Origin of the sequence: Immundisolibacter sp. (assembly GCF_041601295.1) — a bacterium.
Classification (GTDB): Bacteria; Pseudomonadota; Gammaproteobacteria; order Immundisolibacterales; family Immundisolibacteraceae; genus Immundisolibacter.
The window spans coordinates 1-17,369 of sequence record NZ_JBFIII010000019.1; the positions used below are offsets into that span (position 1 = coordinate 1).

Annotated in this window: 14 protein-coding genes; 3 read left to right on the forward strand and 11 right to left on the reverse strand. The window is 64.0% G+C overall.

Going from position 1 to position 17,369, the window contains the following annotated elements; genetic code table 11:
* Window positions 1–123: 123 nt before the first annotated feature.
* From ABZF37_RS03980 to arfB, 5 genes are all read right to left on the reverse strand, one after another.
* On the reverse strand, window positions 124–996 hold the full coding sequence (locus tag ABZF37_RS03980) for an alpha/beta fold hydrolase (protein ID WP_372717010.1): 873 nt from the start codon (window positions 994–996) through the stop codon (window positions 124–126).
* Window positions 993–1,778, reverse strand: coding sequence for an enoyl-CoA hydratase-related protein (locus tag ABZF37_RS03985; protein ID WP_372717012.1), 786 nt, complete (start codon window positions 1,776–1,778; stop codon window positions 993–995). Before ABZF37_RS03985 ends, ABZF37_RS03980 begins: the two co-directional genes overlap by 4 nt.
* 33 nt (window positions 1,779–1,811) lie before the next feature.
* Window positions 1,812–3,938: a 3-hydroxyacyl-CoA dehydrogenase NAD-binding domain-containing protein gene (locus tag ABZF37_RS03990; protein ID WP_372717014.1), complete on the reverse strand. Its 2,127-nt coding sequence runs from the start codon at window positions 3,936–3,938 to the stop codon at window positions 1,812–1,814.
* A gap of 10 nt (window positions 3,939–3,948) precedes the next feature.
* Window positions 3,949–5,157, reverse strand: coding sequence for an acetyl-CoA C-acetyltransferase (locus ABZF37_RS03995; protein WP_372717016.1), 1,209 nt, complete (start codon window positions 5,155–5,157; stop codon window positions 3,949–3,951).
* A gap of 70 nt (window positions 5,158–5,227) precedes the next feature.
* Entirely contained in the window at window positions 5,228–5,635 is a 408-nt protein-coding gene (gene arfB, locus ABZF37_RS04000; RefSeq protein WP_372717018.1) for an alternative ribosome rescue aminoacyl-tRNA hydrolase ArfB, read from the reverse strand.
* Between the two features lie 175 nt (window positions 5,636–5,810).
* Between arfB and folE the strand changes: the two genes are divergently transcribed.
* Window positions 5,811–6,542, forward strand: a complete 732-nt coding sequence (folE, locus tag ABZF37_RS04005; RefSeq protein WP_372717020.1) for a GTP cyclohydrolase I — start codon at window positions 5,811–5,813, stop codon at window positions 6,540–6,542.
* 192 nt (window positions 6,543–6,734) lie between these two features.
* Here the strand turns inward: folE and ABZF37_RS04010 are convergent, their stop codons facing one another.
* A complete protein-coding gene (locus ABZF37_RS04010) occupies window positions 6,735–7,472 on the reverse strand; it encodes a DnaJ domain-containing protein (protein WP_372717022.1) in 738 nt (245 codons plus the stop codon).
* A gap of 226 nt (window positions 7,473–7,698) precedes the next feature.
* Here ABZF37_RS04010 and ABZF37_RS04015 point away from each other — a divergent pair, with 226 nt between their 5' ends.
* Both ABZF37_RS04015 and xth read left to right on the forward strand, forming a co-directional pair.
* Window positions 7,699–8,934, forward strand: a complete 1,236-nt coding sequence (locus ABZF37_RS04015; protein WP_372717024.1) for a DEAD/DEAH box helicase — start codon at window positions 7,699–7,701, stop codon at window positions 8,932–8,934.
* Between the two features lie 368 nt (window positions 8,935–9,302).
* On the forward strand, window positions 9,303–10,073 hold the full coding sequence (gene xth, locus ABZF37_RS04020) for an exodeoxyribonuclease III (RefSeq protein ID WP_372717069.1): 771 nt from the start codon (window positions 9,303–9,305) through the stop codon (window positions 10,071–10,073).
* Window positions 10,074–10,098: 25 nt separating this feature from the next.
* Here xth and ntrC read toward each other — a convergent pair whose 3' ends face one another.
* The 5 genes from ntrC to ABZF37_RS04045 all read right to left on the reverse strand — a co-directional run bounded on the left by ntrC (window position 10,099) and on the right by ABZF37_RS04045 (window position 17,251).
* Window positions 10,099–11,499 (reverse strand): nitrogen regulation protein NR(I), encoded by a 1,401-nt coding sequence (gene ntrC / locus ABZF37_RS04025; RefSeq protein WP_372717026.1) that lies wholly within the window; start codon window positions 11,497–11,499, stop codon window positions 10,099–10,101.
* Window positions 11,496–12,593 (reverse strand): nitrogen regulation protein NR(II), encoded by a 1,098-nt coding sequence (gene glnL, locus ABZF37_RS04030; RefSeq protein ID WP_372717028.1) that lies wholly within the window; start codon window positions 12,591–12,593, stop codon window positions 11,496–11,498. The genes ntrC and glnL overlap by 4 nt, the downstream gene beginning before the upstream one ends.
* Before the next feature lie 38 nt (window positions 12,594–12,631).
* Window positions 12,632–13,198 carry a DUF4124 domain-containing protein gene (locus tag ABZF37_RS04035; protein WP_372717030.1) on the reverse strand — a complete coding sequence of 189 codons (567 nt, stop codon included), beginning with the start codon at window positions 13,196–13,198 and terminating at the stop codon, window positions 12,632–12,634.
* A gap of 75 nt (window positions 13,199–13,273) precedes the next feature.
* Entirely contained in the window at window positions 13,274–14,683 is a 1,410-nt protein-coding gene (gene glnA, locus ABZF37_RS04040) for a glutamate--ammonia ligase (protein ID WP_372717032.1), read from the reverse strand.
* Window positions 14,684–14,926: 243 nt separating this feature from the next.
* Window positions 14,927–17,251, reverse strand: coding sequence for a penicillin-binding protein 1A (locus ABZF37_RS04045; RefSeq protein ID WP_372717034.1), 2,325 nt, complete (start codon window positions 17,249–17,251; stop codon window positions 14,927–14,929).
* Window positions 17,252–17,369: the final 118 nt, after the last annotated feature.

The window sequence follows — 17,369 nt, forward strand, 5'->3', positions numbered from 1 at the left end:
ACTCTTAGTACACGAGACCTCTGCGAGGAATCACCCGCTTCCCCTCCCTGAGCGGGTTACCTTTCTGACCCGGCCACCCCTGGCCGGGTTTTTTTTGTCCTGGGCTACGGGTGGGCGGCGCGCTTACAGCGCGTGCCAGTCGGCCAGCAGGGTACGCAGCGCCGCCACGAAGGCCAGCGGCTGGTCCAGGAACAAGTGGTGGTAGGACTCCGGAATGGCTGCCACCGGACCGCGACGGTCCACCAGTTCATGGACGTATTCACGTACCTCGGGCGGGAACAGCTTGCTCTTGTCGCCGTACAGGATGCCCACGCGGCAGGTGACTTCGCGCAATTCCTGCGCTTGCTGGCCGACGGTGATGTGGGCCATGCCCCGGTCGTCGAACTTCCAGGTCCAGTCGCCGCTTGGCGTTTGCATGATGGAATGTCGGCCGATGTAGTCCAGGATGAAGGTGTTGTGGCAGGGCTGCTCCGGGATCAGCCGGAAGCGAGCCAGCGCGGCTTCAAAGTCCGGATAGCTGCGCCGTGGCTGGCTCAACGGGTTGCGGGCGGTACCTGGAAACTTGTACCCCGGCGGGCGAATGGGCGAATCGACCATGACCAGTCCGCCGACCCGCTCCGGGCGGCTGGCGGCGGCCCGAAGGCACACGGCGCCGCCCAGGCTGTGGCCAATGAGCGTCACCTCCGGTCCAAAACCCGCGTCGTCGCACACCGCCAACGCCTCACCGGCGAAGTCATCCATCTGATACTGCTCGCGCCGGCCGCTTTCGCCCATGCCCGACAAGTCCATGGCGGCGACCCGGTGATCCACGGCCAGCCAGGGCGCGATGAAATCCCACCAGTGGCTGTGCGCGCCGCCGCCGTGGACCAGCAGCAGCGGTGGCCCGGCCTCGCCCCAGGTCTGGTAGTGAATGTCACAGCCGGTTACCGACACCCGGTGCGGGTTGCCCGCAGTGGCGACTGCTTCCGTGAACCAGTCGGGCGCGGGGACGGTCATTTCTTCTGGAACTTGCGGAACTCGGCCGGTCGCTTCTCGTTGAAGGCGCGCACGCCTTCCTTGGATTCGTCGGTGTCGTAGTACAGCGCCAGGGCTTGCAGGCCCATAGCCGCCTGGCCGCGGATCTGTTCGCTGTCTGCGTTGAAGGAGCGTTTGGCGATGGCCAGCGCGGTCGGGCTCTTGGCCATGATTTCGGCGCACCAGGCGGCAACTTCGGCGTCGAGCTCCTCGTGCGGCACCACCTTGTTGACCAGGCCCATGCGCTCGGCCTCGTCGGCCGTATAGCGGCGGCACAGGTACCAGATTTCGCGGGCCTTCTTCTCGCCGACGGCGCGCGCCAGATAGGCGGTGCCGTAGCCCGGATCGACCGAGCCCATCTTGGGACCAACCTGGCCGAACTGGGCCTTGTCCGACGCGATGGTCAGGTCGCACAGCAGCGCCAGCACGTTGCCACCGCCAATGGCAAACCCCTGCACGCGGGCGATGACCGGTTTGGGCACGTCGCGGATGACGGTGTGCAGTTCTTCAACCGGCATGCCGACGGTGCCGCGCCCGCCGTAGCTGCCGGCATGGGATTTCTGATCACCGCCAGTGCAGAACGCCTTGTCGCCGGTGCCGGTCAGCACAATGACGCCGATTTCCGTATTCCAGCCGGCGCGCTGGAAGGCGTGGATCAGTTCTTCCACGGTCTGGGCGCGAAAGGCGTTGTAGACCTCCGGCCGGTTGATGGTGATGGTGGCAACGCCGTCCTGTTCGACGTAGAGAAGATCCTGATAGTCCACGAGCGGGTTCCTTGAGTTAAGCGAGTGAATGAATCAGCGGTCGGCCGCACGCAGCTGTGTGCCGGTGCCAACGAGACGTTTGAGGATATCCGGCGGCGAGAAACGCGGCCCGGCGCTGGCGGCGAGCGCCTCGCATTCGGCCACGAAACGGTCCACGCCGACCGTATCCACGTAGGCCAGCACGCCCCCGGCCCAGGCCGGAAAGCCCCAGCCAAGCAGGGATGCCACGTTCGCATCCGTGGCGTTGTCGACCACGCCCTCCGCCAGGCAGCGCGCCGCCTCCACCGCCTGGATGTGCAACAGGCGCTGCTTGATGGATTCCACGTCCGGTTGCTGTGTGGCGCGCGGGAACTGTTCGGCCAGCCCCGGCCACAAGCGCCGCTGGCCGTCGGTGTAATCGTAGAATCCTTTGCCGACCTTTTTGCCGACCCGGCCTAGCTTGTCCACGAACAGCTCGATCACCGGTGCCGACACCGGAGGTACGTATGCTTCACCAAGGTCGGCGCGCGTCTGTACGATGACCTTGTGGATAAGGTCCAGGGCCACCTCGTCCGCCACCGCCAGCGGCCCCAGCGGCATGCCGGTCTGGCGGCCGGCGTTTTCGATCAACGCCGGATTCACGCCCTCGGCCAGCAGGGCCATGCCTTCCTCGAAATAGGTCGTGAATACCCGGCTGGTGAAAAACCCGCGGCTGTCGTTGACCACTACCGGCGTCTTGCCGATGCGCGCCACGAAGTCCAGCGCGTGGGCCAGGCAGTCTTCAGAGGTTTTCTGGCCGCGGATCACTTCCACCAGCGCCATGCGGTGTACCGGCGAGAAGAAATGCAAGCCGATGAAGTTTTCCGGTTGCGGCCAATGCTCGGCCAGGCCGGTGATCGGCAGGGTGGATGTGTTGGAGCCAAACAGGATGTCGGGTCCGGCCGCCTCGGCCGTGCGGCGCGTGGCCTCCGCCTTGACCTCGCGCTGTTCGAACACTGCTTCGACCACGATGTCGCAACCGGCCAATGCGGCGTAATCGGCGGTTGGCGTGATGCGCGAGAGCGTAGTCTCGCGGCCGGTTGCGTCCAATCGGCCACGCTCCACTTCGCGCGTCAGAAGCTTGTCGCTATGGGCCTTGCCACGCTCGGCCAGGGCCAGTTCACGGTCCAGCAGCACCGTTTCCAGGCCGGCCTTGGCGCACGCATAGGCAATGCCGCTGCCCATCAGGCCCGCGCCCAGCACGCCGACTTTCCGATACTCGGCCCTGGCGATGTCGGCGGGTCGGCGCTTGAGCTTGCGCGCGTCGTTCAGGGCCAGGAAGCCGCTGCGGATCAGGTTTTCTGCCTGCACCGTGGCAGCGGTGACGCCGAAGTAACGGCTCTCGATATCCAGGCCGACGTCAATTGGGGAGGACACGCCCTCATAGATGCAGGACAGGATATTGATTGGCGCCGGGTAGTTGCCGGCGGTGCGTTCGTGCACCTTGGCGACGGCGACGGACATGAATTCCTGCACGCTGGAATCGCCAAGATTGCCGCCGGGTACCCGAAAGCCCTTGCTGTCCCAGGGCTGCTCGGCTTTGCCGTCGGCAACAATCCACGCTTTGGCCTTGTCCAGCAGCTCGCCGGCCTGTACCACGGCATGGATGACGCCCAGCTTGAGCGCCTCTGCCACTGGCAGGCGCTTGCCTTCCACCAGTAGCGGCACTGCGGCGCGCACGCCAATTAGACGGCTCAGGCGCTGTGTTCCACCGGCGCCCGGCAGTACGCCAAGGGTGGCTTCCGGCAGCCCGAGGCGAGTCTTAGGGTTGTCTGCCGCAATGCGGTAATGGCAGGCCAGCGCAAGCTCCAGCCCACCGCCCAGCGCGGTGCCGTTGATGGCCGCGACCATTGGCTTGCCAGCAGTCTCCAGGCGTCGGAACAGGCCGCTGGCCTTGCGGCTGCCGGCTTCGAGGCCAGCCACCGTGCGGTCGGCCAGAAAGTCCTGTACGTCTGCTCCGGCGATGAAGTCGTTCTTGGCGCTGGTGACGACAATGCCTTTCACGGCCGGGTCATTAATCGCCCGATCCATGGCCTCGGTGTAAGCCGCCATTGAAGCGTCGGTCAGCGTATTGACCGACGATTTTTGGTTGTTCCAGGTGACGATGGCAATGCCGTCGCCGTCCACGCGGTAGTCGATCATCGTGCTCTCCCTACAGCCGTTCGATGATGGTGGCGGTGCCCATGCCAGCGCCGATGCACAGCGTGACCAGGCCGGTGCCCAGGTTGCGCCGTTCAAGCTCGTCGAGCACGGTGGCGATCAGGATGGCGCCGGTGGCGCCCAGCGGGTGGCCGAGCGCGATGGCGCCGCCGTTGACGTTGATCTTGTCCATCGGCACGCCGACCACGTCGGCAAAACGCAGCACCACCGCGGCGAACGCTTCGTTGACCTCGTACAGGTCGATGTCGGCCGGGCTCATGCCGGCGCGCTTGAGCGCCTTCAGGGTGGCCGGTGCCGGGCCGGTCAGCATGATGGTCGGCTCGCTGCCGATCGAGGCGAAACCACGGATGCGCGCTCGGGGTTTCAGGCCCAGCCGCTCGCCAATTTCCTTGTTGCCGACCAGCACCGCGGCGGCACCATCGACAATGCCAGACGAGTTGCCGGCGTGGTGTACGTGCTCGATGCGTTCCAGTTCCGGGTAGCGCTGTAGCGCGACCGAGTCGAAACCGTAATCGGCGCCCAGTTTCTCGAACGAGGCTGGCAGCTTGGCGAGGCTTTGCACGCTGGTGCCGGGTCGACGGTGTTCGTCGTGGTCCAGAAGCGCTGCGCCATCCACTGCATAGACCGGCGTCACCGAGCGGGCGAAGCGTTTTTCTTCCCAGGCCTGGGCGGCGCGCGTCTGCGATTGCACGGCGAAGCCGTCGACATCGTCCCGCGAGTAGCCATACAGGCTGGCGATCAGGTCGGCCGATATGCCCTGCGGCACATAATGGCTGTGGAAGGCCACCTGCGGATCGGCGTACCAGGCGCCGCCAGCTGACGACATCGGGATGCGTGACATGGACTCGACACCGCCCCCGATCACCAGGTCCGACTGGCCAGACATGACCTGCCCGGCGGCTATGTTCACCGCCTCCAGTCCCGAGGCGCAAAACCGGTTGACCTGCACGCCGGCCACGGTTTGCGCATAGCCGGCGTCAATGGCCGCCACGCGCGCAATGTTGGAACCCTGCTCGCCGACCGGGCTGACCACGCCCATAACCACATCGTCCACATGCGCTGTGTCCAAATGCAAACGGTCGCGCAGCGCATTGAGCACCGTCGTGGCGAGGCGGATCGGGGGCACTTGATGCAGCGATCCGTCGGGCTTGCCGCGCCCGCGCGGCGTGCGCACAGCGTCGTAGATATAGGCTTCCGGCATGGCGGGTCTCCTTGGCGAGGGGGAGGGCAGGACTGGCGTCGAATGGTCTCACGAACCGCCCCCCTGCCGGTCAGTCGTTTAGGTTCGGGCGTCGTCGTCGCTGTTTGGCTATGCCCTGCTGCTGTTTGGACTCCAGGCGCCGCTCGCGTTGAGCGCGGGACGGTCGTGTCGGTCGGCGCGTCTTGGGTGCCTGTGTGGCGGCATCGAGTAAGGCCGCAAGCCGCTCCAGCGCATCGGCGCGGTTGCGCTCCTGGGTGCGAAAACGCTGCGCTTCGAGAATGAGCACCCCGTCCGCGGTGAGTCTGCGGCCGGCCAGGCGCGTGAGCCGCTCGCGTACGGCGTCGGACAGCTCGGTGAAGCCGCGTGTGTTGAAGCGCAGCTGCAGCGCGCTCGACACCTTGTTGACGTTCTGTCCGCCGGGGCCGCTGGCGCGGATGAACTGGAATTCGAGGTCGCGCGGGTCGGGCGTCAGTGGCATGCGGTGATTTTGGCCGTCAGGGTGGTCGCCGCTCGGAGTCCAACAGGCAGGTTCTGGCATAGGTCCGAGCTCGTTCTGCAGGGTAGCCACCATTTTGCCTTTTGAAGCCAGCGTGTGCCGGCACGGACGATTCGGTTTAGCATCCCTGGACTGCCGCTTTTCCAGGTTCCCCCAAATGAATCAGCCTGATTCTCCCGCGACTGGCCGGATTGCCGACTCCCCACCGACACCGCCAGTATCCGCCCGTATCCGTCAGCGCCTGGAGTTGGCACGGGTGCGTTTTCACGCCAACGACAACATCGCCGCCTTCATCGAGGAAGACGAGCTGCCGCTGCTGCAAGCAGAGGTCGAAGAAAAGCTGGTGGAGGTACTGCGCAGCCTGGTGATCGATACCGAAAGCGACCACAACACCCGCGAAACGGCGCGGCGAGTGGCCAAGATGTATCTGACCGAGGTATTTAGCGGTCGCTACCGCGCAGCGCCGGACGTGACCGAGTTTCCCAACGTGGAGCGCTTGAACGAGCTGATGATCGTCGGGCCGATCACCATTCGCAGCGCCTGCTCACATCACCTGTGTCCGATCATCGGCAAGGTGTGGATCGGCGTCATGCCCAATGAGCACTCGAATCTGATCGGGCTGTCGAAATACGTGCGCCTGGCCGACTGGGTGATGAGTCGGCCACAGATCCAGGAAGAGGCCGTCACGCGCCTGGCTGACCTGTTGCAGGAACGCATGCAGCCGGATGGCTTGGCTATCGTCATGGAGGCGGACCATTTCTGCATGCAGTGGCGCGGGGTCAAGGACACGGACTCGCAGATGATTAACAGCGTGATGCGCGGGGTGTTCCTGACTGACGCCATCCTGCGTCGCGAGTTCCTGGCCCTGCTGCGCCGCAATGGGTCTTGATTGAGCGCTGACTGAACCGAATCGTGATCGATCGTGCATTTCCCGGCGCACGCCACGCCAGGGCCCGCGTATAACGCTGAACGGTGTCGGCGTTTGCGCAGGCGCCAAGCGAGGTGCGCTGGCGGCGACCGCGCACATCGTCGGCCGTTCGGGAGGATTGGCCCAGCCTAAGCGGCCTGGCCGGGCTAATCGTCACACCTGGGTTGCGACAAAACTGCCGGTTGGCGCGTTCAAAGCCAGGGTGAGAAATTCGAGCCGCATATGCCAGGCATGGACCTCGCCCGGCGCCCCTTCCTCGCAGCTGACAACCCTGACCACGGCATCAAACAGCGGTGATTTGACCGCCAGAACGCTCCCGCTGGGTAGCTGCTCAGGAGTCGTCACCAGCACCCCGCCTGGCGAGAAATCGCGCAGCGCCGCCGGCCGTGGGCCATGGGCGCTGCCCCGCACGAAGTATTCCATGCTGCCTGCCAGTGGCTGCCGATCGAATGCCCGACGTGCCGCCAGGTGACTGTCGCGCGGCGGTGGCGCCAGCGGGCTACGGCAGCTCGCGCAGCGAGCGCTCGCAGTATCTTGCGTGGGTAGTAAAGCCGTGGCGCCGCAAAACGCGCAGTGCATGGGGTCGCCACGTGGCGCCAGAGCCGCGTTTGCGGAAGTCTGCGACATGACTGTGGATTCTTCGGCTGATTGTGGAACGTCCCGGGCAGGTCTGGCGGTGTTTTGCGCGTCGTAATCGGCACGCCGCTGCGAGTCGGACAGCACCGCGTACGCTTCGTTGATCAACGAAGCGGTCGCCCCATCGCCGCCCAGATCCGGGTGTAAGCGCAGTTTCTGCATCAGCGTGCGATAGGCCATGCGAATCACCGCGGCCGGTGCGTCGGGCTGTACATGCAGAATGCGGTAGTAGTTACGCCGGTTGACACGCGCCATCGGTGAGCGTTCCTGTTTAGCCCGGCTGAGGGGCCGTCGCCGGGTCAATGCGGTGACGGTGGCAGCTTACCGGTTAAGCGCTTGCGGTACACTACCTGGATCTTCGTGGCGTACTACGGTCTGCGCCGCGCGTTCTCCAGGCGCCTGCCTGGGTCTGCTCCGCACTACCGTTTCGCCCGAACCGCGCAAAATAATTCTGCGCCGGTTCCGCTCTCAGGATACCCATATGCCTTTTTCGACTCTCGGCCTGCGTGCCGAGCTGTGTGCCGCTGTGTCTGAACATGGCTACACAACGCCCACTCCCATTCAGGAACGTGCCATTCCGGTCATTCTGGCCGGCCAGGATGTGCTCGCCGCCGCACAGACCGGCACCGGCAAGACGGCCGGTTTCGCTCTGCCGATGCTGCAGCGGCTCGCCGCGAATCATCAGCCGCCGCGGCCAAGAGCCGTACGGGCGCTGGTGCTTACCCCGACCCGCGAGCTGGCCGCTCAGGTCTGCCAGAGCTTCAAGGATTACGGCAGCGGGCTGAAGCTGCGCAGTGCTGTCATTTTCGGCGGCGTTGGCATTCACCCGCAAATCCAGGCGCTGGCTCGCGGACTCGATGTGCTGGTGGCGACGCCCGGTCGTCTGCTCGATCATCTGCAACAGGGCACCTGCGTGCTGGATCGGGTAGAGATCTTGGTATTGGACGAAGCCGACCGCATGTTGGACATGGGTTTTATCCGCGACATTAAAAAAGTGGTTGCACTGATGCCCAGGCAGCGCCAGACCTTGCTGTTTTCGGCGACTTTCTCCAGCGAAATTCGCGCCCTGGCGGCGCAGTTCCAGCAGCACCCGGTAGAAATTGACGTGGCGCCACGAAACTCTACCGCCAGCCAGATCAGCCAGATCGCTTATGCAGTGGACAAGGGACGCAAGCGCGAGCTGTTGTCGTGGCTGATAGGCAGTAATAACTGGCAGCAGGTACTTGTATTTGCCCGTACCAAGCACGGGGCCAATCGCCTGGCCGAGCAACTGGATGGCGACGGCCTGAAGAGTGCCGCCATACACGGCAACAAAAGCCAGGGTGCCCGCACCAAGGCGCTGGAAGGTTTCAAGAACGGTAGTGTGCGGGTATTGGTCGCAACCGATATCGCGGCCCGCGGTCTGGACATTGATCAGCTGCCTCTGGTGGTGAACCACGATTTGCCCGACGTGCCGCACGATTACGTGCACCGCATCGGGCGCACTGGCCGCGCCGGGCGTGAGGGTCAGGCCATCTCGCTGGTGGCACCCGATGAGGCGGATTTGTTGCGCGGGATCGAGCGCCTGGTCAACCAGCGCATTCCGCAACAGATATTGCCCGGTTACGAGCCTGCGCCGCGTGCGCTCGGCGCCGCACCGGCGGCGGCCCGACCGCCACACCGTGGCGGCGATCGTTCGGGGTCGGGCCGCGCGCCGCAGCGCAGATTCAGCCGCTAGAGAGCCGCTGATTTATGCAGCGCTTGCCTGACAGAGCCAAGCGGCGGTCGGCGCGGCGGACTTGTACCGTTTCAGCGGGGCGAGTTGGACTCGGTACGAGCAACTTGCCGCGTAAGGGGGCGATAATCGGCGCTTAAGGAAGCGCTGTATAAATCCATCCTGGATTTCTCGGCGCCCGCCATCGGAAAAGCGTGGTTTTCCGATGGCTCACAAAAGCACTGGCTTACAGCCACTGCTTTTGGCGGCGCATCCTTGCGCTGCGGGAAACACTGAATACTTCAGCGTATCCTTAACGTTAGCGGGCGCTGCCGATGCAACGATTCGTCGCTTCGGTTGGTTGCCCCGCGGTTCCCTGATCGATGAATACCGTGCTGATTGCCACCTGGAACGTCAATTCTCTGCGCGTACGCCTGCCGCAACTGCTGGAGTGGCTGGATCGCGTCGCCCCGGACATCGTTGGATTGCAGGAAACCAAGGTGGTGGACGGGGACTTTCCGCAGGCACAGCTTGCGGCGGCCGGCTATCACGCCGTGTTCTGTGGTCAGCCCACCTATAACGGCGTGGCCTTGCTCAGTCGCCAGCCGCCAGCCGAGCCGTTGATGGGTTTGCCCGGGCGTGAGGAAGACCCGCAGCAGCGCTGCATTGCCGCGAGTTACGGTGATCTGCGGGTGGTAAACGCCTATGTGCCGAACGGCAGCGCCGTGGGCTCTGACAAATACGCGTACAAGCTTGGCTGGTTGAGCGACTTTCAGCGCTACCTGGTGACCGCGCTGGAGCAGTCGCCGCGGTTGTTGGTGATGGGCGATTTCAATATCGCGCCGGCCGATCTTGACGTGCACGACCCCGCCGCCTGGCAGGGGCAGGTGCTGGTCAGCCCTGCCGAGCGGGCGGCCTTTGCCGAACTTGCCGGCCTTGGGTTGCACGACGCATTTCGCGCGCTACACCCGGCGCAGCAAGCGTTTACCTGGTGGGATTATCGCGCCGCGGGGTTTCGTCGCAATCACGGTCTGCGCATCGATCACATCCTGGTCAGCAGCTCGCTGCTGGATGATTGCGGCGACTGCCACGTGGAACTGGACCTGCGGCGTGCCGAGCGGCCGTCGGATCACGCGCCGCTGTTGCTGCAGCTGGACCGATAGGCCGACAGACGCGGGTCCGATGGACTCAGGCGTCCTCGATGCCAAGTTCCTTGATCTTGCGCGTCAGCGTGTTTCGACCCCAGCCGAGCAGCGCCGCGGCATCCTGGCGGCGCCCGCCGGTGCGTTCCAGTGCCACGTCGATCATGAGCCGCTCGAATGCCGGCGTCAGTTCATTCATGACGCCGCGTTCACCAGCCGCCAGGCGGCCAGCCGCCCAGCGCCGCAGGGTGCTTTGCCAGTCGGCATCGACCACCGCCGGGATGCCGGCAACCTCGGGCGGCAGATCGTCCACCCGGACGCTTTGCGTCGGAGTCATCACGGTCAACCAGCGGCAAACGTTTTCGAGCTGGCGCACGTTGCCGGGCCAGTCGAATCGGCTGAGCCGTTCCAGCACCTGCGGCGAGGCGGTTTTGCAGTCGACCTGTAGTTCCCTGGCGGCGCGCACCAGGAAGTGCTGTATCAGGTTGGGGATATCCTCGCGCCGCTCGCGCAGTGGCGGCACCCGAATGCGAACCACGTTGAGGCGATGCAACAGATCTTCCCGGAACTTGCCGGCGAGGACCGCCTGTTCGAGATTTTGGTGGGTGGCGGCGATCACCCGGACGTTGACCTGCAACGGCGCGTGGGCGCCGACGCGGTAAAACTCGCCCTCCTGCAGGACCCGCAGCAACCGGGTTTGAAGCTCGGATGGCATGTCGCCGATTTCGTCCAGAAACAGCGCGCCGCCGTGCGCCTGTTCGAAGCGGCCGCGGCGCAGTGCCTGGGCGCCAGTGAAAGCGCCGCGCTCATGACCAAATAGCTCTGATTCGAGCAGCTCGCGGTTGATGGCGGCCATGTTGATGGCGACAAATGGACCACCGCTGCGCGGACTGTGACGGTGCAAGGCGCGCGCGATCAATTCCTTGCCCGTGCCCGACTCGCCGGTGATCAGTACGTTGATGCTGGAATGCGACAAGCGGCCAATGGCGCGAAACACTTCCTGCATCGCCGGGGCAGAGCCGATCATGTCAGGCTTCGTGGCCGCCTGCGGCGGCTCGGCGGTGGTGGTGTTCTCGCGACGCTGCGCGATCGCGCGACTGACCAGGTCCACGGCTTCGTCGATATCGAACGGTTTTGGCAGGTGTTCGAAGGCGCCGCCCTGAAATGCGGAAACCGCGCTGTCGAGGTCCGGATAGGCCGTGGTGATGATGACCGGCACCTTGGGCGCGCGTTCCCGAAGCTCGGCGAGCAGGTCGAACCCGCTGCGCCCCGGCATGCGCACATCCGATACGATGGCATCTGGCTCGTCGCCGGACAGCGCGGCGCTGGCGCGCTCGGCATCCTCGAACTCAATGGCCTCAAAGCCCGCGTTTTGCAGCGCGCGACATAGCACCCAGCGGATCGAGCGGTCGTCGTCGACCACCCATACGCGTCCCTGGCAAATCATCGGTGTTCTCCGGCTATGGGCAAGAGTGCGGAGAACACGGTATTCCCCGGCAGGCTATGGAAAGTAATGCACCCTTCGTGCCGACTGATGAGTGACTGCGCGATCGACAGCCCCAGTCCGGTACCTGTGGCGCGCCCGGTGATCAGCGGATGGAAAATCTGGTCGCGCATTTGCTCCGGCACGCCGGGGCCGTTATCGACTACGTCCACCTGTACCAGCAGCCGGTGATGCCGACCGGCAATGGTCACCCGTCGACGTACACGCGTGCGCAGGATCACGCGCCCGGGGCGGCAATCCGCTTCGTCCACAGCCTGTACGGCGTTGCGCACCAGGTTCAGGAATGCCTGAATAAGCTGCTCGCGATCGGCCCACAGGTCCGGAAGGCTGGGGTCGTAGTCGCACTCAATGCCGATATGAGGTGGCAAATCCGCGTCAACCAGGGCGCGGACCCGCTCCAGTACCTCGTGCACACTAACACTGGCGTTCTGGGGCGCCAGTTCCGGGCTCACCATGCGATCGATCAGATTTTTCAGGCGATCCGCTTCGCCGATGATGATGTTGGTGTACTCGGTCAGCGCCGGGTCGGCCAGCTCGCGTTCGAGTAACTGCGCTGCGCCACGCAGGCCGCCCAGTGGGTTCTTGATCTCGTGCGCCAGGCCGCGCAGCATCAGGCGGTTGGCTTCCTGCTGCGCCAGCAGCTGACTCTCGCGCTGGGTGTCGCCCAGCGGGCCAGTGGCGGCAATCTCAATCGCCACGCCAGCGCCGTTTTCCCAAGCGAATGGTGTCAGCCAGCAGTCGAACCGGCGCACCGCGCCGCCGGACAGCACGAAGCTCATATCGTGGCGCAGCACCGCCTGCTGACGAGCGAGGGTGTCGGTGACCAGCGCTGAGAGTCCGGGTTCGGGGACAACATGGGCCAGTGGCTGGCCGCGCAGCTGGCGGGAACTCGCGCTGAGCAGTACCTCGGCCGCCTGATTCAGGTAGCTGATGTACTGGCCGGCGTCGATCACCAGAATGGCGGTTTGCAGATTGTCCAGCACAAGGCGCCAAGCACCTGGCGGCGCGGCGTTTCCATTGTCCAGACTAGTTTCCATGGGCGGTTGCGGCAGGCGCGTGATGCCACCGGGGTGGTTCAGTTGCCAGTAGCTGGCGGAGCCCGTCGGGCCGGCAGATTGACGGACTGGCGTTTGAAATGGAACCGCACCGTGGCGCTTTGTTTGAGGTTCCTGCCGTTTTGATCGCGGATAACTACTTTGAGTTGGTAGGTGTTCGGGTTCAGGCCGCTCAGGGTAAAGCTGTTGCCCGCGGCGCCTTCTCCCTGCGCTACGCCGTCCAAGAAGGGCACCAGGACATGTCCTTCGGCAAGCGGGGGGGCTATGTCAACCTGGACCCGTACCGGGCCATCGGCAAACCAGAACACGGCGTCGTTGCTGGGTTGGGTAATACGCAGTCGGGTATAGCGAATCGCTTCGGGCGCAGTACTGGTTTCCGTGGCAGTCGGCTTGTCATAGGCACCCGGTGGCTGAGCGGCGGGAACCTGTGTCGGTACGGAAATGTCCAGTTCCCGCGCTTGCGGGCTGGGTTGATCCGAGAACTGGGTCACGCCATCCGGGCCGGTGGATTGATAAATCCGGACGGCAGTGGCGACGTTGGGCACTGCCAAAAGGAGGGCCAGTAGCATTGGGCGGATGATGTTCATGGCGGCGCCCGATGAATGAAGCTGGGGTATCAGAGGTGGAGGGACTTCCCCTGGGCAAGCCCCTCCATCACGGGGTCAGCAGCTGTAGTACATGTCGAACTCGACCGGATGGGAGGTCATGCGCAAGCGCGTGACTTCGTCCATCTTCAGGGCGATATAGCCATCGATCATATCGTTCGAGAACACGTCGCCGGCGGTCAGGAAGTCACGGTCGGCATCCAGTGCGTCGAGCGCCATGTCGAGCGAGTGGCATACCTGAGGGATGGCCTTGGCTTCCTCGGCCGGCAGGTCGTACAGGTCCTTGTCCATGGCATCGCCTGGGTGGATCTTGTTCTTGATGCCGTCGAGGCCGGCCATCAGCATGGCGGAAAAAGCCAGATAGGGATTGGCGGTACTGTCAGGGAAGCGCACTTCAATGCGCCGACCCTTGGGGCTCGATACCCACGGAATACGCACCGAAGCCGAACGATTCCGGGCCGAATAGGCCAGCATGACCGGCGCCTCGAAGCCAGGCACCAGCCGCTTGTAGCTGTTGGTGCTGGCATTGGTGAGCGCGTTGAGCGCCCTGGCATGCTTGAAGATGCCACCGATGTAGTAAAGCGCCAACTCCGACAAGCCGCCATATTTGTCCCCCGCGAACAGGTTGACGCCGGCTTTGGCCAGAGACTGGTGGACGTGCATGCCGCTGCCGTTGTCGCCAACCAGAGGTTTAGGCATGAAGGTGGCGGTCTTGCCATAGTTGTGGGCTACGTTCAGCACCACGTATTTCAGAATCTGCAGCTCATCCGCCTTGCGCACCAGCGTATTGAACAGGGTGCCGATTTCGCATTGTCCGGCGGTGGCAACCTCGTGGTGATGGACTTCTACCGTCACGCCCATTTCTTCCAGCGCCTGCACCATGGCGGTGCGAACGTTGTGCAGGGAATCCACCGGCGGCACCGGGAAGTAACCGCCCTTGATGCGGGGCCGGTGGCCTTTGTTGCCTTCCTCAAACTCGGTGCCGGAGCGCCAGTGCCCTTCCTCCGAATCAATTTCCACGAAGCAGCCGTTGAGTGAGTCTGCCCAGCGCACATCGTCGAAAACGAAGAATTCGGGTTCCGGGCCAAAGAACGCCTTGTCGGCAATGCCGGTTGACTGGAGGTAGGCCTCGGCACGGCCGGCGAGCGAGCGCGGATCGCGGTCATAACCTTGCATGGTGTGCGGTTCCAGCACATCGCAGGTCAGGTTCATGGTGGTTTCGTCAGTGAACGGATCGAGCACCGCCGACTGGGTGTCCGGCATCAGCACCATATCCGACTCGTTGATGCCCTTCCAGCCGCCGATGGATGAGCCATCGAACATCATGCCGGATTCGAAGAATCCGGCATCGACGCGATGGGCTGGGATGGTGACGTGCTGTTCCTTGCCGCGGGTATCGGTGAACCGCATGTCGACAAATTTGACGTTTTGTTCGCCGATTCTCTTGAGCACATCCGACGCTGACATGTAACTACGCTCCTTGGCGGGGTGGTTGGCCTGGCGGCCAGATTAAAAGATTGCCGAGCGACGCCCTTGCGGGACGATCGCGGCGGCGGATCAGGACGACTCTTCACGGTCAAGCACCAAATGTACCAAAACTCGAATCTGCCCGGTGCGGGCGCCGTGCGACTTACCGTTGGTTTTTTTGGTGACCAAATATAGTGCGCTAAAGGCTATTTCGCACCAAAATAGTGCGAGTAGTGGAGGGTGTCAAAACAATACTGCCTCCGGGTTACGGGTCGGGGTCGCGGGATCAGGTGTAGGCACACGCATGGCGCTGGGTACCCGATCGGCGCTGAACCATTCGAACAACGTATCCGGGCCGCTATCCGAGCTCGGTTGCCCGGTGTAGCGGTCAATGCGCACGGAGACCAGGTCACTGGGTACCGGCATCGGACTCACCGGCAGCTCAGCCAGCGCGGAGGCCATGAAGTCCATCCAGACAGGCAATGCGGCACGGGAGCCCGTTTCTCCCTTGCCGAGCGAGCGTGGTTGGTCAAAACCGACCCAGGCCGTTGCCAGCAGCCTTCGATTGAAGCCCGTGAACCAGGCGTCGCGTTCTTCGTTGGTGGTGCCGGTCTTGCCCGCGAGGTCGGGTCGGCCGAGACTCTTGGCGCGCACCGCGGTGCCGTGATCGATGGCGTCCGACAACATGGAACTGAGGATATATGCGTCGGAGGCGGGAATGACCCGGGGCGCCGGCACGGTGTCGCCGCCGGCAGTTTGTTCCATCTCGCAACCGGCATCGCAAGGAACCGGCCGGGGCGCCTGCCACACGATCTGATCGTTGCGATCCAGAACCTGCTCAATGAAGTAGGGACTGACCCGGTATCCGCCATTGGCAATGACGGCATACGCGGCAGCCAGTTCAAGCGGGGTTACGGATGCGGTGCCCAGCGCCAGGGAAAGATTGCGCGGCAAGCGCGTGGCGTCAAACCCGAAGCGCAGACAATACCGGCGCGTGAAACCAACGCCCACCGCATGCATGAGGCGTACGGACACCAGGTTGCGCGACTGGGCCAGGGCTTCGCGCAGGCGCGTGGGTCCGTAGAAGCGGCCGGTATAGTTCTCCGGCCGCCAGTAGCCGTCTGGCGTGTCGACTGGAAACGCGACCGGTGCATCGTTGATCACCGAGGCTGCGGTGTAGCCGGCAGCCAGCGCGGCAGCGTAAATGAAAGGCTTGAAGTTTGAGCCCGGTTGGCGTTGGGCTTGTACTGCGCGGTTGAACCGGCTGCGGCCGAAATCGTAGCCGCCAACCAAGGCGGTGATCGCCCCGCTGTCGGGGTACAGTGCCACCAGGGCGCCTTCCACCTGCGGTAGCTGCGCCAGCTGCCAACCGGTTGGCGATTGCCTCAGATAAACGACATCGCCGTCAGCCGGTTGCCAGCCGCGAGCGAAGGTGTCGCGAGCGATCTCGGCCGCCGGGACGGTGGCCTGCGAGGTCGCGAGCCAGAAGTCGCCAGTGGTCAGTCGCACGGCGGGCGTCAATTCGTTGGTTACGGGCAGGGCGCGCAGGTTTTTCTGCAGCTGCGTCGGGTCGGCCAGAACAGCGGCCGGAATGCGTGCCGCCGGGCCCCGAAAACCATGCCGCCGATCGTAATTCAGCAGACCCGCGCGCAAGGCGCGGTTGGCGACTTGCTGCTGCTGGCTGTCCACGGTCGTGATGACCCGATAGCCATCCGTGTAGGCGGCGTCGCCGTAGCGACCTACCATCCAGGCCCGAGCCATTTCAGCGACATAGGGTGCGTCCACGTCAGGGTCGAATCCGTAGTGCCCTGCGCTGTCCGCTTGCTGCAACGCATGTTGGTAGTCGTCGGCGGACAGATAGCCCAGGGAATACATGCGGCCAAGGATGTAGTCCCGCCGTTCAAGCGCGCGCTTCGGATTGACCAGCGGGTTGTCGCGGGAGGGTGCTTTGGGTAGCCCGGCGAGCATGGCGATTTCGGAAACTGTCAGCTGTGCTATCGGTCGACCGTAATAAATCTGGGCGGCGGCACCAAAGCCGTAAGCGCGGTGGCCAAGAAAGATCTTGTTGACGTACAGGCCAAGAATCTGGTCTTTGCTGAAATGCTGCTCGATGCGTACCGCGAGCATGATCTCAAGGCCCTTGCGCAGGAAGGTTTTCTCGCGGCTCAGGAAGAAGTTACGCGCGACCTGCTGGGTAATGGTGCTGCCGCCCTGCCGTGCCTTGCCGGTGCGAATCAGCTCCCATGCCGCGCGCGCAATGCTTCTGGTGTCGAAGCCCGGATGCTCGAAGAAACGATCGTCCTCGGCCGCCAGGATGGCTTGCACCAGTGATGCGGGCAGAGCATCGTCGGCGAGGGGAATGCGCCGCTGGTCGCCGAATTCGGCGATCGTACGCCTGTCCTTCGAATAGATTTGAAGTGGCTGGGCGAGCTGGGTGTGGCCCAGTTGCTCGACCGCAGGCAGTTGGCGGTCGAGCGCAAGATAAACGATGACCCCAGCCAGCAATGCCGCGAAAGCCAGATTAATGCCAGCGGAGGCCAGCGCGCGAAGAACGCGCAGGAGAGGCATCAACGCGCGTCAACGCGGGGCGCGTGATAGCAGCGACAAGCGTGCGCGTGGCATGGCATGCCTTCCTGCTGGTATTTTGTTTGGACTATCATGGCGCGGGGCCGACCTAATTAAATGT